This window comes from Halovibrio variabilis (assembly GCF_007991175.1).
In the GTDB taxonomy this organism is placed as follows: Bacteria; Pseudomonadota; Gammaproteobacteria; order Pseudomonadales; family Halomonadaceae; genus Vreelandella; species Vreelandella variabilis.
In genome coordinates, this window is record NZ_BJXV01000009.1 from 208,294 (window position 1) to 221,109 (window position 12,816).

7 protein-coding genes and 1 tRNA gene are annotated in these 12,816 nt (G+C 60.1%); 4 read left to right on the forward strand and 4 right to left on the reverse strand.

Features of this window, described 5'->3' with window-relative positions:
- The first annotated feature begins 116 nt into the window (after positions 1-116).
- On the forward strand, positions 117-2,933 hold the full coding sequence (locus HVA01_RS09210; protein ID WP_146875016.1) for a DUF349 domain-containing protein: 2,817 nt from the start codon (positions 117-119) through the stop codon (positions 2,931-2,933).
- Between the two features lie 96 nt (positions 2,934-3,029).
- Here HVA01_RS09210 and phbB read toward each other — a convergent pair whose 3' ends face one another.
- On the reverse strand, positions 3,030-3,776 hold the full coding sequence (gene phbB / locus HVA01_RS09215) for an acetoacetyl-CoA reductase (protein WP_146875017.1): 747 nt from the start codon (positions 3,774-3,776) through the stop codon (positions 3,030-3,032).
- A gap of 272 nt (positions 3,777-4,048) precedes the next feature.
- Between phbB and HVA01_RS09220 the strand changes: the two genes are divergently transcribed.
- Positions 4,049-4,125 (forward strand) — tRNA-Met (locus HVA01_RS09220).
- A gap of 279 nt (positions 4,126-4,404) precedes the next feature.
- Here HVA01_RS09220 and iadA read toward each other — a convergent pair.
- Genes iadA through HVA01_RS09235 form a run of 3 tightly spaced genes read right to left on the reverse strand, consistent with a single transcriptional unit; the run spans position 4,405 to position 9,049 of the window.
- A complete protein-coding gene (gene iadA / locus HVA01_RS09225; RefSeq protein WP_146875018.1) occupies positions 4,405-5,571 on the reverse strand; it encodes a beta-aspartyl-peptidase in 1,167 nt (388 codons plus the stop codon).
- A complete protein-coding gene (gene cphA, locus HVA01_RS09230) occupies positions 5,568-8,204 on the reverse strand; it encodes a cyanophycin synthetase (RefSeq protein ID WP_146875019.1) in 2,637 nt (878 codons plus the stop codon). The genes iadA and cphA overlap by 4 nt, the downstream gene beginning before the upstream one ends.
- On the reverse strand, positions 8,201-9,049 hold the full coding sequence (locus HVA01_RS09235; protein WP_246129564.1) for a cyanophycinase: 849 nt from the start codon (positions 9,047-9,049) through the stop codon (positions 8,201-8,203). Before HVA01_RS09235 ends, cphA begins: the two co-directional genes overlap by 4 nt.
- Before the next feature lie 351 nt (positions 9,050-9,400).
- On the opposite strand from HVA01_RS09235, the gene HVA01_RS09240 reads away from it, so the two are divergent.
- Together HVA01_RS09240 and HVA01_RS09245 are read left to right on the forward strand one after the other, a co-directional pair.
- Complete coding sequence (locus tag HVA01_RS09240; RefSeq protein WP_146875021.1) at positions 9,401-10,702, forward strand: ATP-grasp domain-containing protein; 1,302 nt, start codon at positions 9,401-9,403, stop codon at positions 10,700-10,702.
- Positions 10,703-10,743: 41 nt separating this feature from the next.
- On the forward strand, positions 10,744-12,786 hold the full coding sequence (locus HVA01_RS09245; protein ID WP_146875022.1) for a CocE/NonD family hydrolase: 2,043 nt from the start codon (positions 10,744-10,746) through the stop codon (positions 12,784-12,786).
- Positions 12,787-12,816: the final 30 nt, after the last annotated feature.

Genomic DNA, 12,816 nt, shown 5'->3' on the forward strand with positions numbered 1-12,816 from the left:
ACCGCTTACCACAGCATAGTAATGCCAAGCTAAGCGACAGCAGCGATGACTGCAACCGCCCAGTATTCGAAGACTGATTTTTTTCACGCTACGCACCTCCTACAGCAGGATGATCCATGCACGGACTGTTAAGACGCCTGTTCGCACCTCGGTGGCAACACCCCGACCCAGCGGTGCGCCGCCAGGCCCTCGAGCGACTCGACCCTCAGCAAAGCGAACAGCGCCAGGCGCTGCAGTCGCTCACTCAAGATAGCGATAGCCAGATTCAGCTCGCCGCGCTGCTGGCTCTGGATGACTGCGCAGGCTTAGTCGACGCTTACCCGCACCACCAGCAGGATGAAGCCTGGTTTAATGCCGTTTGCCAACGGCTAAGCGGACGCGAAGGCGATACCGACCTGCCGCAGCGCCAAGCGCTGGTCGAGCGTATTGAGGACCCGCGCGTACTCAACGCGCTGGCATTGCAGGGCGACAACCTCGATTTGCGCTTGATCGCACTGAGTCGGCTCACTGATGAGAACGATTTGATTCATCAGGCCTGTCACAACGGTGTGGCCGCCGTTCGCCATCAGGCAGCCGAACGCATTGGGGACGAAGAGGGCCTTAAACGGTTATTGAAAGAGGCGCGCCGCGACCGCCAAGTGGTGCGCTTGGCGCGAGAACGTCTCAATCGTTTACGTAGCGATGCGCAGTGGCTAGAAGCCGAGCAACAGAAGCGCGAAACGCTCCTGACTCAACTTGAACAACACGCTCGGGCACCCTGGGAGCCACTTTATGGCGGGCGCTTTCGCCATCTTCAGCGCCAGTGGGAACAGCTGACGCAACCGCCGAACACTGAGCAGGACCAGCGCTACCACCAAGCGCTACTCAACTGCCGCAAAACGCTACACGACCATGAGACCCAAGAGCAGGCTCGCCAGCAAAGCCTAGCGCGCCGCGACGAAGCCGACAGCACGCGCGAGCAGCTGCTCGAAGGTCTCGAAGAGACCCTCGACGGCCTGCGTCACGCCACGACCATTACCACCCAGGATATCGACAGCCTACGCGCCCAGCGTCACCTGCTGGGTCAACGCTGGCAGACACTTTCCGATATGCACCCGCCTAGCGATGCCATGCGCCAGCGTTATACGCTCGCCATTCAACGCTACGACCAATGTTTAGAGGCCTGGCAACGCTGGTGCGCCGTCAGCGCTTCCGTTGAAACCGCCCTGGCGAATGGCGATCACTCAAGCTTGGCCGCGCAGGTTGCCCAGTGCCAGTGGCCGCAAGCGCTAACTCCGCCGAGCCTGCTGGCCCGCGCTCAAGCAGTGCTAAGCGAAGCAGACGCCCCGACAACGCCGCCAGTGGAAGATCAAGCCACGCTGGACGCCCACGCAGCCGAGCTCGACACGTTTGAGCATCTGCTAGAGCGCGGCGCCTTTAAAAGCGCCAGCCGCCTGCATCAACGCCTTAAACAGCGCATCGAAACGCTCGAAAGCCCCGCCGCTCAACCGCTCAAAGCGCGCTTAAAACAGTTAGCCGCGCGGCTTGCTGAGCTGCGCGATTGGCGCGGCTTTGTCGCCGGACCGAAACGCGAGCAGCTGTGTGCCAGTATCGAAGCGCTTGCCGATGATCAGTATATGGAAGAGGAGGCACTCGACCGCCACCACCGCCAACTGGTCAAAGAGTGGAAATTGCTGGGTGATGCGGCGGCCAACCGCGAACAGTCCGCTCGTTTTCGCAGCGCTTCTGACCGCATTCACGAACGCCTTGCCCCCTGGCGGGATCGCTTAAGCGAACAGCGCGAGGCGAATCTACAAGCCCGCGAAGCACTGTGCGAGCAGCTTGAAACCCTGCTGGACCAGCCCGCTGAGGACGCCGACCCCGACGTTCTACGGCAAATTCGCGACAAAGCCCGCCACCAGTGGCGCTACCACAGCCCGGTGCCCCGGGAGCGCTCTGAGGCCGTTGGGCGGCGCTTCGGCACTATTCGTCACCGCTTGCAGACCTTAATTGACCAACGTGCCGAAACTATCGCCGCACAAAAGCGTGAACTGATCAGCCAAGTGGCCGCGCTGCGCAGCGATGACAGCCAACCGTTGGCCCAGCGGATTCAGCAGACCAAACAGTTGCAGCAAAAGTGGCGCGCGTTAGGCCGCGCCCCCAAAGGCGAAGAACAAACGCTGTGGAGAACCTTTCGCCACGAATGTGACCAGCTGTTTGCCCAGCGCGATGCGCATAAAAATGAGCAGGCCGCGCGCCAGCAACAGCAGCTTGATGAGATGCAAACACTGATCGACCAAATGGATAGCTGGCAGCCTAGCGACGCCAGCGAAGCGGCCACCCTGGACCGCTTCCTTGAGCAGGCCAATCAGCTAGAGCCGCTGCCCCCTAACCGGCGCAGCGAAGGCATGCAACGTCGCATGAGCGGTATTGTGCGCGCGCGTCGAGAACGTTTAAACCGCCTAGCGGTCGCCGATACCGTTCAGCAATGGCACGCCATCATGCCGTTAGTGAATGCCCACTTGGCCGCTGACCAAGCGTATCTCGACGAGGGGGTCGCGAGCGATGTGGACGCACAAACGGTGCTCAGCGCATCGCTGCCGGCGGTCTTCAACGAGGCGCATAACATGCGCAACCAGCAGCGCCATGCGGTCGCCGTGCCACTATCAGCCGCTGACCATGCCAACATCGCCGATTCACTCGCCCGACTTAGAGTACGTCTCTCCATGCTGGCGCTGGGCAGTGTGCGCCAAAGCGATGAGCCGTTGCGCCTTGCTATTCAGGTAGAGCGTTTGAATGAAGGCTTTAACCAAACGCACAGTCGCGATCAAGAGGTGACCGATATCCTGGCAGCACTTCTGGCACTAGGACCGATGCCTGCCACGCTATGGCACTCAGAAGTCGAAGACTTGGACAGTCTGCTGAGTCGGCTCGCGCGAGTTCCGCCACCTTAGTGAGGTAATTTACTAACGACAACGGGAGGCTTATTGCCTCCCGTTTGCCTTTCTCCCCCCGAACAGGGGAGAAGGCCTCTTGGCCAGTGGGCGCCACTAGCCCATAAACTGACCGCCGTTAATATCAATGTTAGCGCCAGTGATAAACCCTGACTCTTTGTCGGCTAAGAAAGAGACCAGACGACCAATCTCCTCAGGCGTGCCATAGCGCTTTACTGGAATGGTTTCCCGAATTGCTTCGCGCACTTTTTCTGGAATATTCATAATCATGTCGGTGGCAATGTAGCCGGGCGAGACAGTATTAACGGTAATCCCTTTGGTCGCTGTTTCCTGCGCCAGCGACATAGTCAGGCCGTGCATCCCTGCTTTCGCAGCGGCGTAGTTGACCTGGCCAAACTGGCCTTTACGCCCGTTGATGGAAGAAATATTGATAATCCGACCATAGCCATTCTCAAGCATCATCTCGATCACGCTACGGCAGGTGTTGAAAACGCTGTTGAGGTTGGTGTCGAGCACTTCGTACCACTGCTCATAAGACATTTTCTTCATGGTGCCGTCACGGGTAATGCCCGCACAGTTCACGAGCACACTGATAGGCCCATGCTTGTCATGGATTTCTTTAGCTCCTTCTAGGCAGGCATTATGGTCGGCAAGGTCGACACCGGACAGTTCGATAGTGTTGTAACCATCGGCGCGCTGGGTTTCTAGCCAGGTTTTGGCCTTGTCGGGGTTACGGTAACCCGCGACCACCAGATATCCCGCATCTGCCAACGAACGACAGATGGCCGTACCGATACCACCAGTTCCACCAGTTACCCAGGCGACGGGGGCTTGATTGGCCATTGACTAACCTCCCTGATATGACAAATGACTTGGATTACAAAGCACGCACATTGCGCCACAAGCCATTGTGAATAAGCGCGGTTGCGCCTGTATTACCCTGATGCATCGTTTGCTTGAGCAATGCACCAACATAAGCTTGTTGTTATCGCTACCTAAAGCATAGCTGTACTTTGCCCATGTTGCAGCAGGGTGCGTAGATCCGCCATCAGTCGAACGTGTTAATCACCCTATTGACTTCGCACAAGACTTCTGTAGAATACGTCACAAGTTGATGCGGGGTGGAGCAGTCTGGTAGCTCGTCGGGCTCATAACCCGAAGGTCATCGGTTCAAATCCGGTCCCCGCTACCATATATAGAGAAAGCCGTTACCGAAAGGTAACGGTTTTTTTGTGTTTGAAGTTTGGGAAGAAGACTCAGAAAAATCGTCAGGCTCAGCGCTTTAAACCCCAGAAGGTCATCGGTTCGCTTTTATTTCAACGTCGGCGGTCCCCGCTACCCTATATAGAGAAAACCGTTACCGAAAGGTAACGGTTTTTTTGTGGCTGAATTTTGTGGGGATGACACACGAAAAGTCGGGTTCAGCTCTTTATCACCCATCGGTTCGCCTTATAAAGTCACCAGTCCCCTTCTAGCTGCCCACGTCATAAACACATTTCCCCGCCACGAACGTCTGCTGCGGTTGAAGTTCGCTGTCGAGTAGCGCCACATCGGCATCGAAGCCGATGGCTATCCGCCCCTTGCGGTCATGTAACCCAAGCACCCGGGCCACGCTGGTGGAAATGATCCCCAACGCTGACTCAAGTGGCAGCACGCCTTCACGCACCAGGCGTTGCCAATCTGCAATGAGCGCCGTGTTCCGAGCCACCTTCATGCCCAGATAAACACCTTGAGTATCAAACTCGGGCAAACTGCCGTTGCAGTCGGAACTCATGGTAATGCGCTCAGGGGGGACGCCGCGTTCGAGTAGCCGCAACACAGCATCAAAGGCTGAGAGACCGTCGCCGGGTTCTTCAAAGGCGGTGACGTCGACACAGGCGTTGAAGGCGAGCGCATACGCTGCCGCTTCCTCAAGCAAAGCGGGATGGCGATTGACATGGGTGGGGATCACTTGATCGGCGGGAATCTCGGTGTCAGTCAGCAGTCTGCGCAGGGGTTCCAGCCCTCGCTTACCGTCACCGAGATGGAAATGGCAGATACCCCGCTTGCCAGCCAGCATAGCGCCCACCCGGGTATCGCTGACCAGGCGTTCGATTTCATCCTGGCGTGGCTGGCTGGAGCGATGGTCCGAAATGGCGATTTCGCCCAGGCCGATCACTTCAGGTATCCAGGCCAGGTCGCGCTGGATATCACCGGTTAGGGTGGGCGGCGGAACGCGATAAGCACCGGTGTACATGTAGGCCGATATACCCTCGGCTTTAAGCCCACGCACCTTGGCCAGCAGGTCCGCCGGGGAACGGCTGATACTGTCGGTGCCCAGCACCCCTACCACCGTGCCAATCCCCATCGAGGCGATCTCATGGGCGGTAATTTCCGGGCAGCGGGTACCGCAGCCGCCTTCGCCACCGCCGCCGGTGACGTGAACATGCTGGTCGATAAAAGCAGGCACGGCGGTGAGATGGCGCGCTTCCACGACTCGGATGGGCCAGCCCGCCGGGATCTCAAGATCACGCCCAAGGGCGGCGATACGGCCGTCGGCGATCAGGATGTCGTTGGTTTCGAGCAGCTCCGGAGCGTAAATACTCCCCACCCGCAACAGGGTCAGTAGCCGGTCGTTCTGGGCACCCGCGGTCATCATGACGCCTCACCGTCGGGTGTCGTGGCAGCGGCTGACTGGAAGCGGCGACCCCGGATACGTTCAATGGCACCCTCGACATCGTCGATCAGCAATACCAGCAAGTCGCCTTCACTTGCCTCATTAAAGGCTTGTTCCACAGCCTGCTGCTCTTCCATGATGACCTCGACCCGGCAACCACCTGGTATTGATTCGGCGCCTTCGCGTAGCAGGCGGGCAGCCTCGCCAGGTGTGCGGCCTCGGGCATCGGTCTCGTAGATAAACACAACATCGTGCATCTTGGCGAGCAAAGTCCCCAGCGTGAACAGGTCTTCGTCGCGACGATTGCCCGGGGCGCTGGCCACGCTGATCCGCCGACGGGCCGGGATGCAGCCAACCAGCTCGCTCAGGGCCTCCAGCGCCGGTACGTTATGGCCGTAGTCGATCAGCACCTTCATGCCGTCCGCATCGATCAGGTTGGTACGCCCGGGGTTCTGCCCCGGCGTGGGGTGGAAGGTCTGCAGGCCCATTTGGATATCGGCGATGGACAGCCCCAGGGCATAGGCGGCGGCGCTGGCTGCCAGGGCGTTGGCCACATTGAAACGCGCATGACCTTCAAAGGTGATGGGCACGTCCACTACCGGAATCACCTCGGCCTCGACATGGCCCTGGCGCATCACGATGCGTTCGTTGTGGACGGTAAAGGCGACGCCCTGTTCGCGGACATGCTGTCGGACGGGGCGGGAATTGGGGTCCAGGGTGAAGAAGATGATATCGCCCCGGGCCCACTCCTGACCTTCCAGCACCCGCGGGTCGTCAGCATTGAGTACCGCTGTGCCGCCCTGGCGGACGGCGTCGATCACGACGGTTTTACACCGCGCCAGCTCATCCAGCGTATGGATATCGTGCTCGCCCAGGTGGTCGCTGGCGATATTGAGCAGCACGCCCACGTCGCACTCGTCGAAGCCCAGGCCGCGACGCATGATGCCACCGCGGGCGACTTCCAGCACGGCACACTCGACCGTGGGCTCGCGCAGCACGATCGCCGCCGCCTGAGGGCCGCTATAGTCGCCGCGCAGTATCACATGGTTGTCGATCTCAATGGCACCGGTGCAGGCCATGCCCACGTTGCGTCCCGCCTGGCGCAGCAGGTGTGAAAGCAGGCGTACCGTGGTGGTCTTGCCGTTGGTGCCGGTCACCGCCGCGATGGGAATACGCCCGGTGGTTTCGCTATCGGGAAACAACATGTCAATCACCGGGCGGCCTACATCACGACCCTCGCCGTGGGTCGGCGCAAGGTGCATACGAAAGCCCGGCCCGGCGTTGACCTCGACCACCGCGGCCGATTGCTCCTCAAGGGGCTTGGTTAAGGTTTCGGCGAGTAGGTCGATGCCAATGATATCCAGCCCCACTAGCCGCGCGATGCGCTCCGCCACGTAGCGCACTTCCGGGTGAACATCGTCGGTAACGTCCGTGGCCGTCCCCCCAGTGCTAAGGTTGGCCGTGGGCTTGAGAAAGACGATCTCGTCAGCGGGTATCACGCTCTGCAGGGTCAGGTTCTGTTGACCGATCAGCCGACGCGACTGGTCGTCCAGTTGGATCTGGGTGAGCAGGTTCTCGTGGCCGATGCCGCGGCGCGGGTCGCGATTTTCCTTATCGACCAGCGCCTGGAGCGTGGCGACGCCATCGCCGACCACGTGGGCCGGGCGACGCCTTGCGGCCGCCACGAGCTTGCCATCAATGACCAGCAGGCGATGATCCTCGCCGCGGATGTACTGCTCGACAATCACCGTGGGATTGCGATGAGAAGCAACATCAAAGGCATCACGCAGCGCCTGATCGTCCTCGATATTGGTACTGACCCCGCGGCCATGGTTGCCGATCACCGGCTTCACCGCAACGGGGTAGCCGATGGCGCGGACGGCGTCCAGCGCCTCGTCGAAAGAAGCACACACCCGCCCTTGGGGCACAGGAATCCCGGCATCGCCCAGGACCTGTTTGGTCCACTCTTTATCGTCGGCGATGCCGTGGCTGATAAGGTCCGTGTGGCCGGTCACCGTTGCCTGGATGCGCTGCTGTCGGTGGCCGTGACCAAACTGGATATAGCTGTTTTCCTCGCTCAAGCGGGCATGAGGAATGCCCCGCTGAGTCGCCGCATCAACGATGGCCGCCGTTGAGGGGCCCAGCATATGGGCGTCGCGCACTTTCCTGAGGCGCGCCAGAATGACGGGCAAATCAACCGCTTCGCTGAAGAACAAACGTTCGACGAGGCCGACCGCTTCGACGCCCGCCGCCAGACCGCAGGCCTCGTCCCGGTAGCGATAGACCACGTTGTAGATACCGGTGTCATAGCTGTCGATGGTCTTGCCGTAACCCACCGAGAAGCCAATCAGGTTCTGCAGCTCGATGGCCACATGCTCGACGACGTGACCGGCCCAGGTCCCCCGCCCCAGGCGTTCCAGAAAGCCACCGGGGCGCCCCACCGAGCAGCGGTGCTCCTGAAGGGTCGGCAGCAGCGTTGTCAGCCGCTCGACGATGCCAGGGACCAAGTCGCTCGGCCGCTCCTCGAGTTCACCGATGTCCAGGCGCATGAAAATGGCCGGATAGCGGCTATAGTAGTTCGGGCCACGTAGGGCCCTGTGCTCGAGAATGTTCATCGGTTCTCCGCGAGAATCGCGCTGAGTTCGTGGGGCACAAGATAGCGCCGAGCCTCGATATCAAAGCCGTGGCCGCTGACCAGTGCGTGCAGGATCATGTGTTCAACGGCCACGGGTTCGCCCATGGCGAGGTCGGCAATGTTCGAACTGGCCAGGTCCCGGCTATCGATAAGGATGACATGCCCCGGGCCGATGGCTTCGAGAATCCCGTGAGGGTGAATGATCACGGCGGCATCCTCGCCCAGGCCCACCCCCAGGTGTTCGGGGTTGCTGGCGCCGACCTCCATCAGTCGCGTGAAGCGCCCACGCTCGAGAAAGTGGCTGTCGATGATCAGGTCATCAACAAAGTTCAGGCCAAAGGTCAGGTTAACCGCGCCCTTGCGCAACGCATCCGCGGCGGCGCCGTTGTAGATCATGGTACCCGGCATGGCCGCCGCGCCCGCGCTGGTTCCGGCAACCACGGCGCCTTCCTGCAGGCGTTGGCGGATCGCCGTCAGCACCGGCGAGCCACCGAGCACATTGGTCAGGCGCAGTTGATCACCGCCGGTAAAGAAGATCAGGCCGCTCTGCTCGATCAGGCGCACCGTATCCGCATCGGCGGCTTCCTGGCGGTCGCGTATTTTCAGCTCATGAACTTGACTTGCGCCCAAGCGGGAGAAGGCCGCTTGGTATTCCGGCAGGACCTGGTCGGGGATACCGCTGGCCGTGGCAATGACCGCGACCACCTGATTACCTTCGGGGATTAGAGAAAAGACCTTCTTGAGGATTTCAAGATCTGAAGACCTGTCCTCGGCACCGCCGATGGCCACGAGGTGGCCGGATGCCGAGAAAACGGGAGAAGCCATATTCCTTTCGCCGCCCAGCGACGCTTTTGAGAAACACGGGATCATTACCGATACCGGCAACAATGTCGCATCGCATGATTGTTAACCATGACCTCACTTATAACAGTTGGAAACTTGCCTAGCCAGATTAATCATGGTCCCCCGGCTGACCACCACGTTAATAACGCAGTGACGTTCCAGCGCGCTTACATATTAGCCAAACGCTCCCAGGATAACCCGCTATACTCCGAAAAGCGGCCTTCCTCACGCCTAGCCTGTCGATCAGGCCAGGCAAGCCTCATACCCTCTCTGATGCCTTTTGCATCTGGGTAGCGAGGACTGAGAAGACCGAGCTTTCGCCAGGAGGCGATTATGCGCAATCGGAATATTTTTGTTGTTGGGCTGGATGAACTGAATCGTCAACGGCTTGCACATTTACGTGGGGCTGAACATTACCGGTTCCATGGCGTGATCGAACCAGAGGAAGTCAATGATACGGAAATCTTTCCTATCGAAGATATGCTGGCCAGCGCCGAAACCCAGCTGAAAGCATTTGGCGAGCCTATTGATGCCATTGTGGGCTATATGGATTTCCCCGTTTCGACCATGCTGCCGCTGCTCTGTGAGCGACTGGGCACGCCGTCGACCAGCCTTGAAAGTTTGCTCAAATGCGAGCACAAGTACTGGAGTCGGCTCGTTCAGAAAGAGGTGATAGGCGACTACATTCCCCGCTTCACCGCCTTTGACCCTTTCGACTCCGACGCCCTTCAGCGTATCGGCGAAGCCGGGCTGTATATGCCCTTCTTCGTCAAACCGATCAAATCCTCAGGCTCGCGACTGGGTTTTCGCATCGAAAGCCCCGAAGACTTCGCCTATGCGGTAGAGCGGCTATGCGAGGGCATCGGGACGATTTCAGAGCCGTTTAATTACGTGCTGGAACATGCCAACCTGCCGAAAAACGTCCGCTCGGTCGACGGTGGCCACTGCATGGCGGAAGAGATCATCGGCGGCTGGCAGTGTACGGTCGAGGGCTATGTCTTCCAGGGTGATGTTGTCCCGTATGGCATTGTCGACTCGATTCGCTACCCGCAGGTGCTGAGCTTTTTCTACTACCGCTATCCGTCGCGCCTTCCCCCGGCCATTCAAACCAAGATGCAGGACCTGACGCGTCAGATCATGGCCCATATCGGCTATGACAATGCGGCCTTCAACGTCGAGTACTTCTGGGATGAAGTGCAAGACCGCATCTGGCTGCTGGAGATCAATACCCGCGTCGCGCAATCGCACTGTGACCTGTTCGAAAAGGTCGACGGGGTCAGCCATCAGCAAGTGACGGTGGACCTGGCGCTGGGGCAGTTGCCCGACATGCCGCACCGCCAAGGGGAATTTAAAGTCGCTGGGAAGTTCTTTTATCGGGTATTCTTCAGCGACGCCACCGTTAGCCAGGTTCCCAGTGCCGAGGCGATCGAAACGCTGCAGCAGACGTTTCCCGGCACCGTGATCACGCTCCAGGTCGAGGCCGGCATGCGCTTATCCTCCCTGTCAGAGCAAGACAGTTACAGCTATGCCCTGGCGTACGTGTGGATGGGCGCAGACGACGATATCGCGCTGGAAGACAACTACGCGCGGCTTGCCGAGCAGCTCCATTTCGCTTTTGAAGACATCATCAGCTGACAGGGTTGCGTCGTTTTACACAAACGTTAAGGAGCAGGTCCATGCGCATCGTCAGCGATTTTCCCCGCAACGTGCAGGAAGAAGAAAGCTGGATCACGCTGGCCGATGGCTGCCGGCTGGCAGTCCGTATCTGGCGCCCGGTGGATGCCGAGAGTGACCCGGTACCCGCCATTCTTGAGTACCTGCCCTATCGTAAGCGCGACCTGACGGCGATGCGCGACGCCCAGACACACGCTTATTGGGCTGGCCACGGGTACGCCGGGGTGCGGGTCGACATGCGCGGCAGCGGCGAGTCGGACGGCGTGCTGACCGATGAATACCTGCAGCAGGAGCTCGACGATGGCGTCGAAATCCTGCAGTGGCTGGGTAAGCAACCCTGGTGTACCGGTGACGTCGGCATGATTGGCATCTCCTGGGGCGGTTTCAACGGCCTGCAGATCGCGGCGCTACAGCCGCCCGAGCTGAAGGCGGTTATTACGCTGTGTTCCACCGACGATCGCTACGCCGATGATGTCCACCACATGGGGGGCTGCCTGCTGGGCGACAACCTCTCCTGGGGCTCGACCATGTTCGATGGCAATACCTGCCCCCCCGACCCGCAGCTAGTCGGTGAGCGCTGGCGTGAGATGTGGATGGAGCGTCTGGAACACAGCGGGCTGTGGCTGTCGACCTGGCTCCAGCATCAGCGCCGCGATGACTATTGGAAGCATGGTTCGGTATGCGAGGATTTTTCCCTCATTCGCTGCCCTGTTTATGCCGTTAGCGGCTGGGCCGATGGCTACTGCAACGCCGTGTTCCGCCTGCTTGAGGGGCTCGACGTGCCGCGCAAAGGCCTGGTGGGGCCCTGGTCGCACAAGTACCCCCACCTGGGCGTTCCCGGCCCGGCGATCGGTTTTTTGCAGGAAACGCTACGCTGGTGGGACTATTGGCTGAAGGGCAAGGAAACGGGGATCATGGACGAGCCCATGCTGCGCGTGTGGATGCAGGACTCAATGCCGCCATCGGCCCGCTACAAGGAGCGCCCAGGCCGCTGGGTCACGGAACCGAGCTGGCCGTCGCCGCGGATCGAGCCGAAACACTTCCGGCTGACCAGCGGTCACGACCTGCTGCCTTTAGTGCAGAGCCCCGCCGGGCTGGGCGCGGACGTCGCGGTACCGCTCAGCATCCGTTCGCCGCTGTCAGTAGGCCTGTTTGCCGGTAAGTGGTGTTCTTATAATGCGCCACCTGATTTACCTCATGATCAACGTGACGAGGATGGCGGTGCGTTGATCTTCCAGACCGCCGGCCTTGATCAAGCCATTGAGATATGCGGGCAGCCGATTGTCGAACTCGACATCGAAGCCGATCAGCCGGTGGCGATGGTAGCGGTCCGGCTCAGCGATATTGCCGAGGATGACAAGGCCACCCGAATTTCCTACGGCCTGCTCAACCTGACCCACCGTGACAGCGACGAATTTCCCCAGCCCCTGGAGCCCGGCAAGCGTTACCGCGTGCGCGTATCGCTTAAGCACATCGCCCAGAAGTTTCCCGTCGGCCACGCCATTCGGCTGTCGCTCTCGACCAGTTACTGGCCGTTGGCCTGGCCGTCGCCGGTTCCCGTCAAGCTGACCGTGCACCCAGGGGGCTGCCAGTTGATCCTGCCCAGCCGCGAACCGCAGCCCCAGGAAGAAGCGGCGCTGCCCGCGTTTGGCGAACCGGAAGGCGCACCGCCACTCGCCGTGAGCCTGTTACAGCCCAGCCAGGAAACCTGGCGGGTGATACGCGACCTGGCCCAGGACCAGACCACGCTTGAGGTCATCAATGACGAAGGCATCTTCCGTCTCGAGGATATCGATCTCGAGCTCTCGTCACGGGTGACTGAGCGCTACACCTATTCTTACGGCAACTACGACAGCCTCAGCGGCTGGACCGAGTGGGAACGTCGTTTCCGGCGCGGTGACTGGGAAGTCCGCAGCTTGACCCGCACCTTGATGACATCGAATGCCACCAGCTTTCGCTTGCGGGCGACTCTGGATGCCTTCGAGGGCGACAGCCGGGTTTTTTCCAAAAGTTGGGACGAGGAAATCCCGCGCGACCTGGTTTAAGCCGATCGAGACGCCAGACGTTGAGCAGTA

Excerpts from the sequence above, each read along its gene's own strand:
- HVA01_RS09210 (WP_146875016.1), top strand. The coding sequence starts at position 117 with ATGCACGGACTGTTAAGACGCCTGTTCGCACCTCGGTGGCAACACCCC.
- cphA (WP_146875019.1), bottom strand. The coding sequence starts at position 8,204 with ATGAACATTCTCGAGCACAGGGCCCTACGTGGCCCGAACTACTATAGC.
- iadA (WP_146875018.1), bottom strand. The coding sequence starts at position 5,571 with ATGATGACCGCGGGTGCCCAGAACGACCGGCTACTGACCCTGTTGCGG.
- phbB (WP_146875017.1), bottom strand. The coding sequence starts at position 3,776 with ATGGCCAATCAAGCCCCCGTCGCCTGGGTAACTGGTGGAACTGGTGGT.
- HVA01_RS09240 (WP_146875021.1), top strand. The coding sequence starts at position 9,401 with ATGCGCAATCGGAATATTTTTGTTGTTGGGCTGGATGAACTGAATCGT.
- HVA01_RS09245 (WP_146875022.1), top strand. The coding sequence starts at position 10,744 with ATGCGCATCGTCAGCGATTTTCCCCGCAACGTGCAGGAAGAAGAAAGC.
- HVA01_RS09235 (WP_246129564.1), bottom strand. The coding sequence starts at position 9,049 with ATGGCTTCTCCCGTTTTCTCGGCATCCGGCCACCTCGTGGCCATCGGC.